This is a genomic window from Streptomyces sp. F001 (assembly GCF_004187715.1).
GTDB classification, from domain to species: domain Bacteria; phylum Actinomycetota; class Actinomycetes; order Streptomycetales; family Streptomycetaceae; genus Streptomyces; species Streptomyces flavusporus.
On sequence record NZ_QZWF01000002.1, the window covers coordinates 283,868 to 300,808 of the forward strand.

A 16,941-nucleotide genomic window follows, 5' to 3' on the forward strand; every position below is an offset into this window, starting at 1 on the left:
GAGAGCCCTGGTACCCCGTTGTACGCGTGATGCTCAGTCAAGGGCGTCGCGCAGTGCGGGCAGCAGGGTCTTCGCCGACCAGTCCAGGTAGTCCGGCTGCGACTCGCCGCCGATCTGCACCAGGGCGATCTCGGTGAACCCGGCCTCGGCGTACGGGCGTACGGCTGCGACGAAGTCCTCCGGGTCGTCACCGCAGGGGATCGAGTCGACGACGTCGTCCGGTGTGACGAACTGGGTGGCCGACTCGAAGGAGTCCGGGTGCGGCAGCTCCGCGTTCACCTTCCAGCCGCTGCCGAACCAGCGGAACTGCGCATGCGCCCGCTTGACCGCGGTGTCGCGGACGGGGTCGTAGCAGACGGGCAACTGGCCCACGCGCGGCTTGCCCGCACCGCCGTGCCGGTCGAAGGCGTCCAGCAGCCCCGGTTTCGGTTCCGTCGCGATGACCAGGTCGGCGAGTCGGCCGGCCAGCGCGCAGGAACGTTCCCCGGAGACGGCGATGCCGATGGGCGGCAGCTCGTCGGGCAGGTCCCAGAGCCGGGCCGACTCCACGTCGAAGTGCGTGCCGCGATGGGTCACATGGCCGCCCGCGAAGAGCTCCCGGATGATGTGGACCGCCTCCTCCAGCATCTCGTGCCGCACGTCCACGGACGGCCAACCGCCGCCCACCACATGCTCGTTGAGGTTCTCACCCGACCCGAGGCCGAGCCGGAACCGCCCCTGCGACAACAGCTGCACGGTCGCCGCCTTCTGCGCGACCACCGCCGGGTGGTAGCGGAAGGTCGGGCACGTCACGTACGTCATCAGCGGGATGCGGGACGTCGCCTGCGCCGCCGCGCCCAGCACGCTCCACGCGTACGGGGAGTGCCCCTGTGAGCGCAGCCACGGAAAGTAGTGGTCCGAGGTCACCGAGAAGTCGAAGCCCGCCTCCTCGGCGCGCACCACATGGTCGACGAGCTCACGGGGGTCGGCCTGTTCGGTCATCATCGTGTATCCGATTTGCACCATGAAGGGCGGGTTTCCGCGTCGGGCCGGCAGAAACGGGGGGCTCACTCCGAGGGCGTCCGAAAGGTCCGCAGGAAGGTGTCCAGGGCCTGCTGGTTCTCGGAGTCCTCCCAGTCGTCGGCGGGCGTGGTCCAGCGCAGCGAGTAGCCGCGGCCGCCTCCGATGAGGAAGCCGCGTCCGAAGGTGCGCACCACAGTGCCGTCGGCCTCGACGACCCACTGCATGTCGGCGGCCGCGCGCCCCTGGTAGGTCGTCGCCTGGATCTCGCCGACCCGCCGGTAGTCGTCGGCCTGCTGCTTCAGGTCCGGTTCGACGTCGTCGCGCCAGACCGCGACCGGGTCGTCGCCGACGCGTTCGCTGTAGGTCACGGCGAGCGTGCGCGGGTCGTCCGGCGCGCCGAGGACCACGCGGTACGCCAGATCGGACACGCGGCTGGTGCGCAGCGGCTGCCAGCCGTCCGGGAGGGCGATGGAGAAGCCCTCGGGCGAGTCGTAACGGCGGAAACCATGCGGGAGGGCCGTCGCCGGGGCCGACGGGGTCGCGGTGGTGGGCGGTGCCGTCGGGGTCGGGGGCGGCGTCGGTGTCGACGGCGCGGACGGGCGGTCCGTCTGCGAGGGCGCGGCGGAGACGGGGGGACTGGGCTGTGCCGCGGACGCGGAGGTGTCGTCGTCGGGCAGGTCGCGGGTCACCGCGAGGACGGCGACGGCGACGGTGACGACGGCGAGCGCCGTCCCGGCGATCATGGTTCGTCTGCTCCACCCCGGTCCGGTGGCATGCCAGGCGGCGGCGTACGCGCGGCGCAGCCGGGGCGTCGGCGCGGCCGGCAGGGCCGCGTCGGGGTCCTCGTTCACCACTCGGGTGAGGGCCTCGCGCACCACCGGCCGGGTCAGCCGCTCCCGGGAGTCCTTGCGCAGCAGTCCCTGCACGACCTGGGTGAGGGGTCCGGCGCGCTGCGGTGAGCGCAGCGGGAGCCGGTCCACGCCCTTCAGCGTGGCCTCGGGCTGGTCCCGGTCCCGGAACGGCGGGCGCCCCTCGACCATGGTGTAGAGGATCGCGCCGAGCGCCCACAGATCGGCTGCCGGGCCGATCCGCTCGTCACGGGCCTGCTCGGGGGAGGCGTACGAGGGTGCGGCGAGCCGCGGTGCCAGCGTCGCGCCGGCCAGTCCGAATCCGGCCACGACGACCGGGCCCTCCTCGCGGACGAACACCTGGCCGGGGCTCAGCTCGCCATGCGTGATGCCCTGACCGTGCGCCGCCTCCAGCACATCGAGCAGCTCCAGCCCGATCCGCGCCGCCCGCACATAGTTGAACGGGCCCTGCTCGGTGAGGAGTTCACCGAGCGGTGTGCCGCCCACCCACTCGGTGACCGTCCACAGCGTGCCCGCCTCCTCCACGGCGTCGACGACGGGCGCGACCCGGCCGGGGCACAGCCGCCCCATCGTCTCCGATGTGCGCATGATGCGGCCGACCGTCCGGCGTGCGCTCTCCCCGCCGTGCTCGCCCGGCAGCCCGACCTGCGTCACCAGACAGGGCCGCCCGGCCTCGACGTCCTCCCCGTACCAGCAGACCCGGTTTGTCTCGCGGTGGACGGCATCGAGGAGCCGGTACCTTCCGGCGACCAACTCGTGTGCCGAGACGTACGCCTTGCCCATGGTCATCCCTCGCTGAACGCCTGGCTGTCACCTTTGCCACTGGTACGCGGGGCGCGACGGCAGGCGTTCAACGCGGCGGGCGCATATTCGGGCGAGCCCGAACTTTTGACGATCCGTCAAAGAACGCCGAAGCGGCCCGCCCAGGTCATCACGTCGGCGGTCGACGCATTGCCCCCGCACACCACCAGACCGAGCCGGCAGCCGTCGCCGATCCGTTCCACGACCCGGCGGGCGGCGGGCAGCAGACAGCCGGCGGCAGGCTCCGTCCACACCTTGGCGTGTTCGGCGAGGTCCAGACAGCCCCGTACGGCGTCCCGGTCGGGAACCACGAGGACGTCGCTGACCAGGGCGGACACATGGTCGTACGTCAGCTGCGACACCGACGGAGCGCTGAGCGTGGTCGAGATCGACGACAGCGCGACCGGTACCGGGCCGCCCGCCCCGAGCGCCTCGGACATGGCCTCGGCGCCCTCGGTCTCCACGCCCCAGATCCGCACCTCGGGGCGGCGAGCGCGCAGGGCCGCGGCCACGCCGGCGATCAGCCCGCCGCCCCCGATGCTGACCAGCACGTCGGTGATCTCGCCCGCGTCGTCGGCGAGCTCCAGCCCCACCGTGCCCTGTCCGGCGACGACCACGGGGTCGTCGAAGGGGTGCACCAGTGTCAGGCCCTCGTCCCGCAGCTCGGTCACGAGGCTGAACGCACCGCCCATGTCGTCGGTCAGGCGCACCGTCGCACCGGTGTCGCGGGCGATCTCGACCGCCCGTGCGGGCGCCGAGCGCGGCATGACCACCGTCGCCTTCACGTCGAGGGCGGCGGCCATGACCGCGAGGGCGATCCCGTGGTTGCCGCCGCTGACCGCCACGACGCCGGCGGCCCGCTCGGCCTCGCTCAGCGACAGCAGCTTGGCCGCCGCCCCGCGCGCCTTGAAGGAGCCGGTGCGTTGCAGGAGTTCCAGCTTCGCGGTCACCGGGACGCCGAGCAGTCCGGACAGGCCGGGGCTCGGCACCGTGGGGGTGTGAATGACATGTCCGGCGATCCGCTCGGCGGCGGCTTCGATGTCCGAGATGCCGATCAAGGAACTCACCCTTCCGGCGCGGCAGCGTCGGTGGTGGGGCCGCGCCGTTCTGAACACTGACGCGGGCGGGGCCGCTGGTCAACACGGTTTCGGTGACCGGACGGCTCCCGCTACAGATCGCGCCGCACCAGGAAGTCCAGCAACGCCCGCAGCTCGGCGACGGCCCGCGCCTGAAGCGGTACGCCCGTGAGGGCCGCGTCGGCTGCGGCGATGTGCCGGTGCGCCTCGGCCAGCGCCGCGGTACGGCCGCCCGCCTCGTCGGTCAGCGCGGCCGCCTCGCCCGGCTCCCCGGCCCGTTCCGCGGCCCTCAACTGCTCGGTGCCGGTGGCCAGTACGTCGACCAGTGAGGAGTTCACGGACAGAGTGGTGAGTGCGCCCTGATACTCCGGGGCGACTGCCTTGCCGTACATGGATGCCCTTCGCCGTCACGGCTGTACACACCATCTCTACACTGTATGTATACATGGCGTGTATAGCGCCTTGGAAAGAAGCCCTGGCCCCCGGGGAGGGCCAGGGCCTCACCTGCTGTGGGTCAAGACGTGGGCGCGTGCGGCGAGGTTGCCCGTGAGGTACAGATCACGTCAGTGGCGCTCAGTGCTGCTGCGCCTTGGGCGGTGTCGCTTCGCTCGGTCGCACCACGACGTACCCCTCGCCCTGCAGCATCAGCTGGACGGCCTCCCCGGAGCCGCCGCGCAGCATCGAGCCGATGGACTGGGAACGGTGCAGCGAGGTCTGCAGCCCCGCGGACCAGCCGACCACCGCATCCGTGTCGACGTGCACCGGGTACTGCGCCGAGACCGGGATGACCAGCGGGTTGCCGTCACACACCAGCCCGAGCCTGCCGTGCCCCGTGAAGACGCTGTTGAACAGGCCGCCGCCGGTGATCCCTGCGCCCTTCACCGTGGCGATCCGGTACGCCAACGAGGCGTCGAAGCACAGGACGTTGCGGCCGTTGACGGTGAACTCGTCGCCGGGCTCGACCTCGACGACGAAGCAGTTCTGCGCCTCGTGCGCGAACCAGGCCTCGCCCTGTCCGCGCACCGCCATGAGGGGCAGCCCCTCGCCGGTGACCGCACGCTTGAGCATGCCGCCCACCCCCTGGCCCTTGCGCTCGAACGCGAGGTTGCCGCGGTAGGCGATCATCGCGCCCTGGCGGGCGAGCATCTCGCTGTCGACGGCGTATCTGATGCACTTGGCGTTCTCGACGGTCATGCCCGGCGCCGTGGCCGGCTGCACCATGTGCTCGCTGGAAAAGAGGTCACCCTTCATGGGGGCATCCTGTCCGGAGGATGTGGTTTCGCCAAGGTCGCGGGCCGGTCGGGGTGGTGTGTCGTCATGCGCCGAAGAGCTGGGTCCAGTACGTCCCCGCGCGGCCGCCGCCGGCGAAGCCGATCCCGATGTGGGTGAAGCCGGGCTTGAGGATGTTGGCGCGATGGCCGGGGCTGTTCATCCAGCCGGTCACGACTTCGGCGGGGGAGCGCTGACCGCAGGCGATGTTCTCGCCGATCGAGCGCCGGGTGGACCCCGCGGCGGCGGCCCGGTCCCAGGGCTGGCTCCCGTCGGGCGCGGTGTGGGAGTAGAAGTCCCGGGCCACCATGTCCGCGCTGTGCGCTTGTGCGGCCGTGCTCAGCACGGGGTCGACGGCCAGCGGCGGCAGACCGGCCCGGGTGCGTTCACGGTTGGTGAGCTCGACGACCTCGGCCGCCGTGCGGGTCAGATCGGCCGGGGTGAGGGGCCTGGCCCACAGGGCGGTCCAGTACGTGTCCCCGGAGCGGCCGCCGCGCACGTACGCCAGGCCGGTGTGGAGGAAGGCCGGGTCGTGCAGCGTGCGGCTGGGTCCGTCCGTGCGCAGGCAGTAGTCCACGAACTCCGCCGGCGTGCGTGGTCCGGAGACGAGATGCTCGCCGACGGTGATGTACGTGTATCCGGCGGCGGTGACGCGCTGGTGGACCGAGACGCCGTCCCGGCTCTCCACGCCGAGCCGTCCCGCCGCCGCCATGGCCGCGGCGTGTGCACGGGCCGCGGTGGTCAGGCGGGGGTCCGGGGAGACGGGAGGGAACCGGCGCGCGCACGGGCGGAGTTGACCAGGCCGAGGAATCCGTCCGGGTCGGGGGCGTCGCGCGCCGGGCCGGAGGGTGGTGCGGGGCAGGGCGGCGTGTCGTCCAGCACGTCGACACCGAAGTCGCGGGCCAGGCCCGCCAGTCCGTCGGAGTACCCCTGCCCGAGCGCTCGCAGCTTCCAGCCCGCACCGCGGCGGTATATCTCGGCGAGCAGCAGGACGGTCTCCTGGCCGGGGCGCGAAGGAGCGAACCGGGCCAGCGTGCGGCCGGACGGATCCGTGACGTACAGCGTGGGGGCGGGCAGTCGGCCCAGCTCGGTGCCGGGGTCGGCGGGGCTGACGACCACGGTGACCCGGGTGGCCCCGGCGCGCAGTCGCGGCGGATCGACGGTGAGCGTGTCGCCGCGCAGCCGGGCTCCCGGGGCGGCCGGCTGGTTGTAGAAGACGAAGTCGCCGTCGCCCCGGACCTTGCCGCCGTCGTCCGTGATGAGCGCGGACACGTCGAAGGGACCGGGAACCCGCACGGTCAGGGCGCCGCCCGGAAGGGGCAGATTGTCCCCGGGGACCAACTCGCTCATGGTGCCGCCCTGTTGTAGGCCGAGGTCTGGTGGGGTTGCTCGGACAACGTCCATCGTCGGACGGCGGTTCCCGGAAGGCTGGCTACCGTTGATACGGCGATTCGCCGCTGATTTTGCCTCACATGTGAAGAGAAAATGCTCTCTTCGCTGACACTTCGACGAGTTCTGCTTCTTTCATTGACAGTAGAAAATAAGGCACCTAGGTTCTCGGCCATGCGCTCGACCTCCCCCGCCGAGACGTTCCCGGCCGCCACGCCCGCCGCTTCGCAGATCTTCACCACCGTTCTGTCCCACGGTCCTCTCACCCGCTCGGAGATGGCCGAGCGGACCGGGCTGTCCGCGGCGGCGGTGACCAAGGCGGTCCGGCCGCTGATCGAGGCCGGATACCTGGTTGAGGACACGGACGAAGAGGCCCGTCGCGCGCTCGGCCGGCCCGCGAACCCGGTACGGGTGGAAGGCGGTCGGGCCCTGTTCATCGGCGTCAAGGTGACCGGCGACGAACTCATCGGCGTCCTCACGGACCTGTGCTGCCGCATCCGCGTCGCCCGGCACGTGCCGCTGCCCGACCGTGACCTCGAGCCGGTACTGGCGGCGATCGCGGACCTGGTACGGGAACTGCTCACCGAGGCGGACGGCTTCGGGGTGCCGGTCCTCGGCCTCGGCCTCGCCGTCTCCGGTGACGTCGACCGTGCCGCTGGGGCCGTCCGCTACTCGCCCTTCCTGGAGTGGCGGGACGTGCCGCTCGCCGAACTCGCCGCCATGACGACCGGGTTGCCGGTCACCGTCGACAACGACGTACGTGCCCTGACCGTCGCCGAGCAGTGGTTCGGGGCCGGAGTGGGGCTGTCGGACTTCGCCGTGGTGACCGTCGGCGCGGGCATCGGCTGCGGCCTGGTCGTGCACGGTCAGGTGGTCGCCGGGGCGCACGGTGTGGCCGGTGAGATCGGCCATGTGGCCGTCGACCCGGCAGGCCCGCCGTGCCACTGCGGCAACCGGGGATGCGTGGAGGCGATCGCGGGGGACACGGCGATCCTCGCCGGGATCAGGGAGGCGACGGGTGTTCAGGTCGCCGACTCGGCGCAGGCACTGGCCCTCGCCCATCGCGGCGATGCCGGGGCACGCGCGGTGTACGCGCGCGCGGGGAAGGCGATCGGCCGCGGCATCGCCACGGTGGCCAACCTCCTCGGACCCGAGCTGGTGATCATCTCCGGTGAGGGGCTGGCCGCCTACGACCTGTTCGCCGAGCAGATCCGCGACACCTTCGCCGCGGCCGCGTTCGGCTCCGCCGCCCGGTGCGACGTACGGACCCGCCCGCTGCCCTTCGAGGAGTGGGCCCGCGGCGCCGCGGCCACCGCCATCCAGAGCTTCATCACCACGGACCGGAACCAGCCCTACCCCACCCGCAGCTGAACCGACCCCCAGGAGGCACGACCCATGCGGTCATCCTCGTACTCCGTCCTGCCCGTACGCGGTCTGAGAGCCGTGGTGGTGCTGGCCCTCACCGCCGGCTTCGCGACGGCGGCACCGGCGGCCCAGGCGTCCGCCGGGACCGAAGCACCACCGTCCCTCGCGGCCAAGCCCTACATGGGCTGGTCCAGTTGGAGCATGCAGTCGTCGAAGTACCCGGGCCTCAACCCGGACGGCGACTACAGCTACCTCACCGAGGCGAACGTCCTGAAGCAGGCCGACGCCCTCGCCAAGAAGCTCAAGCCGTACGGCTACGAGTACGTCAACATCGACGCCGGCTGGTGGATGGACTGGTCGTGGAAGCAGAACTACGACGAGTACGGCCGCCAGAAGGCCGACCCGGAGCGCTTCCCGAGCGGCATGAAGGCCGTCGCCGACCGCATCCACTCCAAGGGCCTCAAGGCCGGCATCTACCTCCCGGTCGGCCTGGAGAAGGGGGCGTACAACGACGGCAGGACGCCGATCTGGAACGCCGAGGGCTGTACCACCGGCGACATCGTCTACGACGATCTGCGGACCACCAACGGCTGGGACAGCGCATACAAGATCGACTTCTCCGATCCCTGCGCGCAGAAGTACATCGACTCCCAGGCGCAGATGTTCGCCGACTGGGGCTACGACTTCCTGAAGCTGGACGGCGTCGGCCCCGGTTCCTTCAAGTCCGGTGACCAGTACAACAACGTCGCCGACGTGGCCGCCTGGCAGAAGGCCATCGCCACCGCCGGCCGCCCGATCCACCTGGAGCTGTCCTGGTCCCTGGACTACGGGCACGTCGGGGACTGGAAGAAGTACTCCAACGGCTGGCGTATCGACACCGACGTCGAGTGCTACTGCAACACCCTGGTCAGCTGGGAGAACTCGGTCGTCGACCGCTGGTACGACGCCCCGGCCTGGACCGACCACGCCGGCCCCGGCGGCTGGAACGACCTCGACTCGCTCGACGTCGGCAACGGTGAGATGGACGGCCTCACCAAGGCCGAGCGGCAGAGCTACGCCACCCTCTGGGCCATCGCCAAGTCCCCGCTCTACACCGGCGACGACATCACCAAGCTGGACTCCTACGGCCTCTCCCTGCTGACCAACCGCGAGGTCATCGCGATCAACCAGGGCGACACCCCGCCCGCCGAGCCGGTCACCCCGTCCGACCCGCAGCAGGTGTGGGCGGCGAAGAACCCCGACGGGACGTACACGGTCGCACTGTTCAACCTGGCCGACTCCCCGGCCGCGGTGAGCGCGAACTGGGCCACCCTCGGCTTCACCGGCAAGGCCTCGGTGCGCGACCTGTGGAACAAGGAGAACCTCGGCACCTACACGAACAAGATCACTCAGGCGCTGCCCGCCCACGGCTCCCGCCTGTTCACCGTCACCCCGCGCGGCACCGCCCTGACCTCCACCGCCTACGAGGCCGAGGCCTCGGCCAACACCCTGAGCGGCAACGCCTCGCTCGCCGACTGCTCCGCCTGCTCCGACGGCCGCAAGGTCGGCAACCTCTACGGCGGCGGCAAGCTCACCGTCAACGACGTCGTCGTCCCCAAGGCCGGCACCTACCAGGTCAAGGTCAGCTACATCAGCGGTGACTCCCGCTCGGCCGACATCTCCGCCAACGGCGGCGGCGCCACCCGTCACAAGTTCCCGTCCACCGGCGACTGGGGAACGGCGAACAGCGTCTACGTACCCGTGACGCTCAAGGCGGGCACCAACACGATCACCTTCGACAGCAGCGGTCCGGGCTACGCGCCGGACATCGACCGGATCGACGTACCGAAGTCCTCCTCCTGACCCTCCCCCCCGGGGGCCCGGCCCTGCGCCGGGCCCCCCGACATTTTCCGGAGCCGCACATGAACCGCCGCTCTCCCGACCCCAGCAGAAGAACCCTGCTCTCCCTCGCCACGACGGGCTCGCTCGCCGCCGTCCTCGGCTCCTTGCCCGCCTTCACCGCCTCCGCAGCCCCGCAGCGCCCCACCACTTCGCCGCTCCTGGCCGGTTCGGCCCGCAGCGAACTGTGGTGGCAGGCCCCCGGCGACGAGAGCTCGCTCATCGAACAGGGCCTGCCGGTCGGCAACGGCCGCATCGGCGCCCTCGCGAGCAATGACCCCGGCCGTGAACTGCTGCTCATCACCGACGCCACCATGTGGACCGGCGGCCTCAACGACACCCTGGACGCTGACGGCCAGTTCCCCTACGGCCGCGCCGACTTCGGCTCCTTCACCCTGCTCGCCAGGCTCACCGTCGACATCCCCGACCACGACCTGTCCGCCGTCTCCGGCTACCGCCGTACCCTCGACCTCTCCCAGGGCCTGGTCACCAGTTCCTACGTCCGTTCCGGCGTCACCTACAGCCGGCAGATCTACGCCAGCCTGCCCGACGACGTGATCGTCCTGCACTTCACGCAGAGTGGCGGCGGCCGGTACACCGGCTCCGTCACCCTCGGCGGCACCCACGGCGAAAAGTCCTCGCAGGCCGAGTCGTTCGGGGCGTCCCTGGCCAACGGGCTGCGCTACGGCGCCGCTGTCAAGGCGTACGGCACCGGCGGCAAGGTCGCCGTCAACGGCACACGGATCGACTTCTCCGGGTGCAAGAAGCTCACCGTGGTGGTCAGCGGCGGCACCAACTACGTCCCCGACGCAGCGGCGAACTACCGCAACCCGTCCCTCGACCCCGAGCAGCTGGCCCGCACGAAGGTCCGCAACGCGGCCGAGCACTCGGCGGACACCCTGCTGCGCACGCACGTCGCCGACTACCGCGCCCTCTACGAGCAGCTCGGCCTCTCGCTCGGCACCTCCACGGCCGCACAGCGCGAGCTGGACACCTGGGAACGCCTCAAGGCACGCGCCCGCGACGGAGTGCCCGACCCCGAACTGGAAGCCGCCTACCTCCAGTTCGGCCGCTACCTGATGATCTCCGGCTCCCGCGGCAGCCTGCCTCTGGGCCTCCAGGGCCTGTGGCTGGACGGCAACGACCCGGACTGGATGGGCGACTACCACACGGACGTCAATATCCAGATGAACTACTGGATGGCCGACCGCACGGCCCTGTCCCAGTGCTTCGACGCGTTCACGGACTACTGCCACGCCCAGCTCCCGTCCTGGACGAAGCTCACCCAGAGCCTGTTCAACGACCCGCGCAACCGCTACCGCAACTCCACCGGCAAGATCGCCGGCTGGACCGTCGCCTTCTCCACCAATCCCTACGGCGGAAACGGCTGGTGGTGGCACCCGGCGGGCAACGCCTGGCTCTGCAACAGCTTGTACGAGCACTACGAGTACACCCAGTCGCGGGAGCACCTGGCGAAGATCTACCCGCTCCTCAAGGGCGCCTGCGAGTTCTGGGAGGCGCGGCTGCTCACCACGACGCTCCCCGGCAGCACGGAGGAGGTGCTGATCGACGACAGTGACTGGTCGCCTGAGCACGGTCCGCAGGACGCCAAGGGCATCACCTACGCCCAGGAGCTGGTGTGGGCGCTGTTCGGCAACTTCTGTGCCGCGTCCGCCGAGTTGAAGAAGGACACCGGCTATGCCGACACGATCGCCGGCCTGCGCAGAAAGCTGTACCTGCCGCAGGTGAGCCCGAAGACGGGCTGGCTCGAGGAGTGGATGTCGCCGGACAACCTGGGCGAGACGACCCACCGGCACCTGTCCGGACTGGTCGGGCTGTTCCCCGGTGACCGCATCCGCCCCGACGGCTCCACCCCGAAGAACATCGTCGACGGCGCCACCGCCCAGCTCACCGCCCGCGGCATGGAGAGCTTCGGCTGGGCGAACGCCTGGCGCAGCCTGTGCTGGGCCCGTCTGAAGGACGCGGACAAGGCCTACCAGCTCGTCGTCAACAACCTCCGCCCGTCGACCGACGGCAGCAACGGCACCGCGTTCAACCTCTTCGACATCTACGAGGTGGAACAGGGCCGCGGCATCTTCCAGATCGACGCCAACTTCGGCACCCCGGCCGCCATGATCGAGATGCTCCTCTACTCCCGCCCCGGCCACCTGGAACTCCTCCCCGCCCTCCCCGCTGCCTGGGCCGCGTCCGGTCATGTCACGGGCGTCGCCGCGCGCGGCGGTTTCGTCGTGGACCTCGACTGGCGGGACGGGAAACCGGCCTCGGCCCGCATCCGCAGCGTCGGCGGCCGGACCACGACCGTGGCGTACGCGGGTGTCCACCGCACGGTCACGCTCGAACCCGGCGAGTCCGTCACGCTGCGGGACTTCGCCCGATGACCGTCCGGTTCGCCCGACCGGGCGGCCTGATCGCGGTCCTGGCCGTCGCCGTTGCCCTCCAGGGCACGCCGACGGCGGCGCAGGCGGCGACGACCCGGCATGACGTCATCACCTGGGGCGCCAGTGCCGACCGCATGGGCGACGGGACCCCCGACCGCAGCTACCGGCTCGTCGTACGCACCAGCGTCGGCGGCCATGACCTGCGCATCCGGCTCTCCAACGCCTTCGGGGACCGGCCGGTGACCTTCGACAGCGTCTACGCCGGTGTGCGGCGGACCGACGCCGAGCTGGTACCCGGCAGCAACCGGCGGCTGACCTTCGACGGCGCGCACTCCGTCACCGTCCCCGCGGGCGCCACCGCCTACAGCGACCCGCTGCCCGGCCGGCTGCCCGCGGCGACGGACCTGGTGATCAGCCTGCACAGTCCGGACGCGGCGGGACCGGCGACCGGTCACTGGATGGCCATGCAGACGTCGTACGCGGCCCAGGGCGACCACACCGCCGAGGAGGGCGCCGCCAACTGGACGGACACCGTCGGCTCCTGGTTCTACCTCGACGCCGTCACCGTCCGCACCAGCGCTTCGACCGGCGCGGTCGTCGCGCTCGGTGACTCCATCACGGACGGCTGGCAGTCCAGCACCGACCTGAACCGCCGCTGGCCCGACTATCTCGCCCGCCGACTGCGGGCCGCGTCCGGCACGACCGTCAAGGGCGTGGCCAACGAAGGGATCTCCGGCAACAAGGTCCTGGCCGACGGCGCCGGGCAGAGCGCCCTCAACCGGCTGGAGCGTGACGTCCTGTCCCACCCCGGCGTCCGGACCGTGTTCCTCTTCGAGGGCGTCAACGACATCAAGGCCCACACCGGCGTGACCGCCGAGGATCTCATCGCCGGCTACCGCGAGATCCTCGACCGGGCGCACGCGGCGGGCAAGTGTGTCGTCGGCGCCACCGTCGGGCCCTTCAAGGGCTGGTACGAATGGGATCCAGCCGCCGAAGCCGTACGTCAGGAGGTCAACGCCTTCATCCGGAACAGCGGGGAGTTCGACGCGGTCACCGACTTCGACCGCATCCTGCGCAACCCCTACGACCCGGAGCGCATCCTTCCGTTCTTCGACAACGGCGACCATCTGCACCCCAACGACAAGGGGATGCAGGCGCTCGCCGACGCCGTCGACATCGAGAACCTGGACTGCGCGTCCGGGTAGTTCACGGACGGCCGTCGGCTGCCCCGCTCAGCGCAGCGTCCTCGCCCAGTCCGCCGGAACCCGTCCCGCGGGACCCGGCGCCGGCTGGTCCAGGGGGTGGCTCTCCGGCGGGGCCAGGTCGGGGCCGGACTCGTACATCTCCTTCGTCGCGAAGTTCCAGAACCACTCCTCGCCCGGCTCGAAGCTCCGCATCACCGGGTGCCCGGTGGCCTCGTAGTGCGCGGTGGCGTGCTTGGCGGGGGAGGAGTCGCAGCAGCCGATGTGGCCGCACTGGGCACAGCGCCGCAGGTGGAACCACCACCCGCCGACCTCGTCGCACTCCCCGCAGCCCGTGCCGCTGGGCGGGACGGTCGGGTCGATTCCGGTGTCACTGGTCATGCCGACTCCTCGGGGGCCGTTTCGTCGTCCGTGGCGGTGAGGGGAAGGAGCACCTGGAAACGCGTGTCGCCCGGCACCGACTCGACCTGGAGGCTGCCGTGGTGCTTGTTGACGACGATCCGCCAGGAGATGTCCAGGCCGAGCCCGGTGCCCTCGCCCACCGGCTTGGTGGTGAAGAAGGGGTCGAAGATACGGTTCCGGATCTCCGGCGGCACCCCGGGCCCCGTGTCGCGGAACTCCACCAGCAGCCGGTCGTGGTCGAGCGCCGTCCGCACCGTCAACGTCCCGTCGCTGCCTGCGCTGTTGATGGCGGAGACGGCGTTGTCGATCAGGTTGGTCCACACCTGGTTGAGCTCCGCCGGGTAGGCGGGAACCTTCGGGAGCGTACGGTCGTAGTCCTTGACGACCTTGATCTGCTGTCCGATCTTTCCCGACAGCATCAGCAGCGTGCTGTCGAGGAGTTCGTGCACGTCGGCCATCCGGTACGGGGCGCGGTCGAGCTGCGAGTACTGCTTCGCCGCGTCCACGAGGTGGGAGATGCGGGTGGTGGAGTCCTCGATCTCGTCCATCAGCAGCTCGGTCTCGACCGTGTAGTTGAGCCACCCGACCGCTCCGGGGAGGATCTCCTCGTCGACGGCCGCCGCGACCTGGTCCAGCCAGTCGATGTCCAGTCCGGCCTGCACGAAGGTGGGCGCGAGCCGCCAGCCGTCCGGGATGCCGTGGTCGTCGAGCCAGTCGGTGAGGACGTCCTCGCGGTCCGCCGCCTCCAGCGGGCTCAGCGTCGGTGCCTTGGCGACCAGTTCGGCCGTGCGGTCCTGGATCTCGATGAGCTGTGCCAGCTGCTCGCGCGGAAACGGGCCCGAGGCGATGATGCTGAGCTTGTGCCGCATCTTCGCCACCCGCTCGCGCAGCGTCGAGGTCGCCCGTACGGCCGCCGCGGCGGGGTTGTTGAGTTCGTGGGTGAGCCCGGCGGACAACGAGCCGAGCGCCAGCAGCCGTTCCCGCTGCCCGATCATCCGCTGGGTGTTCTTCGAGCCGAAGAAGAGCCCCTCCAGGAGATGGACCGCCATGGGGAACCACTCTCGCATGATGCTCGCGAACGTGTCTGCGGGCACCACGAAGAACCGGGTCGGCTCCGTCACGCGCATCGAGTTGTTGTAGACCTGCCGCACCCGGTCACCGAGATACGCCTGCATGGCCCCGGCGTACACCCCGGGCTGGGAGGTCCGGGTGACCTCGACGTCGTCGGCGCCGACCCGCCGGGACAGCACGACCGTGCCCTCGATCATCACGTAGAAGCAGGTGGCGGGCTCGCCCTCGGTGTACACCGGACCGGGTTCGAACCCCTCCACGCGTCCCGCGGCGCACAGCCGTCCGAGCTGTTCGGGGCTCAGCTTCTCGAACAGGAACAGTGAGCCGATCTCCCGGGGGTTGCACGGCAGGAGCTGCCCGCTCATGACTGCTCCAGATACCGGTGGACGAGCATCACGGCCATGGCTCCCTCTCCGACGGCGGACGCGACGCGCTTGGCGGACTCGGCGCGCGCGTCGCCCGCCACGAACACGCCGGGAATGTTGGTCTCCAGGTGGTACGGCGGCCGGTCCAGCTCCCAGTCCGCGGGCGGCCGCCCGTCCGGCGTGAGGTCGGGGCCGGCCAGGATGAACCCGCGTTCGTCGCGCAGCACCGTGCCGTCCAGCCAGTCGGTCAGCGGGGCCGCGCCGATGAACACGAACAGCCACTGTGCGTCGACGAGTTCGGTCTGCCCGGTCGCCGCGTCGCGCAGCGTCAGCTGCTCCAGGTGGTCGGAGCCGTGCGCGGCCTCGACGACGGTGCCGCAGCGCACCGAGATGTTCGGCGCCTCCTCGATCTGCTGGATCAGGTAGTACGACATCGACGCCGACAGCGACTCCCCGCGCACCAGGAGGGTCACCGACTTGGCGCCCCGGGCCAGGTACATCGCCGCCTGTCCCGCGGAGTTGGCGCCGCCCACGATGTACACGTCGTGGCCCTGGCAGGAGGCGGCCTCGGTCAGCGCCGATCCGTAGAACACCCCGCAGCCGCTCAGCTCGTCCACGCCCGGCGCGGGTAGCTCCCGGTAGGACACGCCGGTCGCCAGGATCACGCTGTGCGCGGCGATCGCCGAGCCGTCGGAGAACCGTACGACCCGCGCGGCGCCGTTGATCTCCAGCCCGCTCACCTCGCGCGCGGTGAGGATCTCGGCGCCGAACCTCGCCGCCTGCCGCCGGGCCCGGTCGGTGAGCTGCGCGCCCGACACACCGTCGGGGAAGCCGAGGTAGTTCTCGATGCGTGAACTCTGGCCGGCCTGCCCGCCGGTCGCGGACCGCTCCACGAGCACCGTCCGCAGCCCTTCCGAGGCCCCGTACACGGCCGCGCCGAGACCGGCCGGGCCGCCGCCGATGACGACCAGATCGTAGAAGTCGGCCGTCGGGGTCGTCGCCAGCCCCACCCGGGCGGCGAGTTCGGGCGCCTCGGGCGCGACCAGCGGAGTGCCGTCCGGGGTGATCACCAGCGGCAGCCGTTGCCCGTCCGCGCCGGCGGCGGCCAGCAGCCGCCGGCCCTCGGGCTCTTCGGCCGAGTACCAGCGGTACGGCACCTGGTTGCGGGCCAGGAACTCCCGGACGTCCGACGAGCGCGCCGACCAGCGGTGCCCGACGACCTTCGCGCTGGGCACGGGCCGGTAGTCGCTGCAGCGCCACGCCTGGATCAGGTCGTCCAGCACCGGGTACAGCTTCTCCTCGGGCGGATCCCACGGCTTGAGCAGATAGTGGTCGAGATCCACGACGTTGATCGCGTCGATCGCCGCGTTCGTGTCCGCGTACGCGGTCAGCAGCACCCGCCGCGCGCCCGGATACACGTCCAAGGCCTGTTCGAGGAACTCGATGCCGTTCATCTGCGGCATGCGGTAGTCGGCCAGGATCACGGCGACCAGGTCGCCGCGCAGCTTCAGCTCCCGCAGCGCCTCGAGCGCGGACTCGCCGGACTCCGCGCGCACGATCCGGTACGACTCGCCGTAGCGCCGCCGCAGGTCCCGGGCGACGGCACGGGAGACCCCCGGGTCGTCGTCCACGGTCATGATGACGGTCCGCGCTGTGTCGGCGGCCTGTGCCATACGTCTCCCACCCCGAGCGGTCGGAATCAGGGCACGGCGTCCCCTTCGTCACCGCGCCGGCTCCGCCCATCGTATGTTCGATCGTCCTGCTTCGCTCTGCTGTGCCGCGGGCAGGCCGCTCGTCAACGCTACTTGCTCCCCTGCGAGGCTCATGTCGGCAGCGTGGGGAACGTAGGGAAC

General features: G+C 71.0%; 11 protein-coding genes and 2 pseudogenes. 4 read left to right on the plus strand and 9 right to left on the minus strand.

Annotation, left to right across the window (positions count from 1 at the left end; genetic code table 11):
- Nucleotides 1-33 precede the first annotated feature (33 nt).
- The 6 genes and pseudogenes from StrepF001_RS08965 to StrepF001_RS08990 all read right to left on the minus strand — a co-directional run bounded on the left by StrepF001_RS08965 (nt 34) and on the right by StrepF001_RS08990 (nt 6,367).
- Complete coding sequence (locus tag StrepF001_RS08965) at nt 34-1,005, minus strand: LLM class F420-dependent oxidoreductase (protein WP_129797770.1); 972 nt, start codon at nt 1,003-1,005, stop codon at nt 34-36.
- 41 nt (nt 1,006-1,046) lie between these two features.
- On the minus strand, nt 1,047-2,660 hold the full coding sequence (locus tag StrepF001_RS08970; protein ID WP_129797771.1) for a serine/threonine-protein kinase: 1,614 nt from the start codon (nt 2,658-2,660) through the stop codon (nt 1,047-1,049).
- 110 nt (nt 2,661-2,770) lie between these two features.
- Nucleotides 2,771-3,730: a threonine/serine dehydratase gene (locus tag StrepF001_RS08975; RefSeq protein WP_129797772.1), complete on the minus strand. Its 960-nt coding sequence runs from the start codon at nt 3,728-3,730 to the stop codon at nt 2,771-2,773.
- Between the two features lie 215 nt (nt 3,731-3,945).
- Nucleotides 3,946-4,140 (minus strand): annotated as a pseudogene (locus StrepF001_RS08980) (hypothetical protein); the annotation flags it as partial.
- Between the two features lie 181 nt (nt 4,141-4,321).
- Nucleotides 4,322-4,999, minus strand: coding sequence for an AIM24 family protein (locus StrepF001_RS08985; RefSeq protein ID WP_129797774.1), 678 nt, complete (start codon nt 4,997-4,999; stop codon nt 4,322-4,324).
- A gap of 64 nt (nt 5,000-5,063) precedes the next feature.
- Nucleotides 5,064-6,367: pseudogene (locus StrepF001_RS08990) on the minus strand (CAP domain-containing protein).
- A gap of 213 nt (nt 6,368-6,580) precedes the next feature.
- Between StrepF001_RS08990 and StrepF001_RS08995 the strand changes: the two are divergent.
- From StrepF001_RS08995 to StrepF001_RS09010, 4 genes are read left to right on the plus strand one after another with little or no spacing between them, the layout of a single operon-like run.
- Nucleotides 6,581-7,777, plus strand: a complete 1,197-nt coding sequence (locus StrepF001_RS08995; RefSeq protein WP_129797775.1) for an ROK family transcriptional regulator — start codon at nt 6,581-6,583, stop codon at nt 7,775-7,777.
- A 24-nt stretch (nt 7,778-7,801) separates the two neighbouring features.
- Nucleotides 7,802-9,613, plus strand: coding sequence for a CBM35 domain-containing protein (locus StrepF001_RS09000; RefSeq protein ID WP_129797776.1), 1,812 nt, complete (start codon nt 7,802-7,804; stop codon nt 9,611-9,613).
- A 59-nt stretch (nt 9,614-9,672) separates the two neighbouring features.
- Nucleotides 9,673-12,048: a glycoside hydrolase N-terminal domain-containing protein gene (locus StrepF001_RS09005; protein ID WP_129797777.1), complete on the plus strand. Its 2,376-nt coding sequence runs from the start codon at nt 9,673-9,675 to the stop codon at nt 12,046-12,048.
- Nucleotides 12,045-13,253: an SGNH/GDSL hydrolase family protein gene (locus StrepF001_RS09010; RefSeq protein WP_129797778.1), complete on the plus strand. Its 1,209-nt coding sequence runs from the start codon at nt 12,045-12,047 to the stop codon at nt 13,251-13,253. Before StrepF001_RS09005 ends, StrepF001_RS09010 begins: the two co-directional genes overlap by 4 nt.
- Before the next feature lie 27 nt (nt 13,254-13,280).
- Here StrepF001_RS09010 and StrepF001_RS09015 read toward each other — a convergent pair whose 3' ends face one another.
- From StrepF001_RS09015 to StrepF001_RS09025, 3 genes are read right to left on the minus strand one after another with little or no spacing between them, the layout of a single operon-like run.
- Nucleotides 13,281-13,631: a UBP-type zinc finger domain-containing protein gene (locus tag StrepF001_RS09015; RefSeq protein ID WP_129797779.1), complete on the minus strand. Its 351-nt coding sequence runs from the start codon at nt 13,629-13,631 to the stop codon at nt 13,281-13,283.
- The gene (locus StrepF001_RS09020; protein WP_129797780.1) at nt 13,628-15,088 is read right to left on the minus strand and encodes an ATP-binding protein; all 1,461 of its coding nucleotides are present in this window, start codon (nt 15,086-15,088) and stop codon (nt 13,628-13,630) included. Before StrepF001_RS09020 ends, StrepF001_RS09015 begins: the two co-directional genes overlap by 4 nt.
- On the minus strand, nt 15,085-16,761 hold the full coding sequence (locus StrepF001_RS09025; protein WP_129797781.1) for an FAD-dependent oxidoreductase: 1,677 nt from the start codon (nt 16,759-16,761) through the stop codon (nt 15,085-15,087). Before StrepF001_RS09025 ends, StrepF001_RS09020 begins: the two co-directional genes overlap by 4 nt.
- Between the last annotated feature and the right edge of the window lie 180 nt (nt 16,762-16,941).

Bases quoted from the DNA above. Each gene is read 5' to 3' on its own strand.
- StrepF001_RS09000 (WP_129797776.1), top strand. From the start codon at position 7,802: ATGCGGTCATCCTCGTACTCCGTCCTGCCCGTACGCGGTCTGAGAGCC.
- StrepF001_RS09015 (WP_129797779.1), bottom strand. From the start codon at position 13,631: ATGACCAGTGACACCGGAATCGACCCGACCGTCCCGCCCAGCGGCACG.
- StrepF001_RS09025 (WP_129797781.1), bottom strand. From the start codon at position 16,761: ATGGCACAGGCCGCCGACACAGCGCGGACCGTCATCATGACCGTGGAC.
- StrepF001_RS08965 (WP_129797770.1), bottom strand. From the start codon at position 1,005: ATGGTGCAAATCGGATACACGATGATGACCGAACAGGCCGACCCCCGT.
- StrepF001_RS09010 (WP_129797778.1), top strand. From the start codon at position 12,045: ATGACCGTCCGGTTCGCCCGACCGGGCGGCCTGATCGCGGTCCTGGCC.
- StrepF001_RS09020 (WP_129797780.1), bottom strand. From the start codon at position 15,088: ATGAGCGGGCAGCTCCTGCCGTGCAACCCCCGGGAGATCGGCTCACTG.
- StrepF001_RS08995 (WP_129797775.1), top strand. From the start codon at position 6,581: ATGCGCTCGACCTCCCCCGCCGAGACGTTCCCGGCCGCCACGCCCGCC.
- StrepF001_RS08985 (WP_129797774.1), bottom strand. From the start codon at position 4,999: ATGAAGGGTGACCTCTTTTCCAGCGAGCACATGGTGCAGCCGGCCACG.
- StrepF001_RS09005 (WP_129797777.1), top strand. From the start codon at position 9,673: ATGAACCGCCGCTCTCCCGACCCCAGCAGAAGAACCCTGCTCTCCCTC.
- StrepF001_RS08970 (WP_129797771.1), bottom strand. From the start codon at position 2,660: ATGACCATGGGCAAGGCGTACGTCTCGGCACACGAGTTGGTCGCCGGA.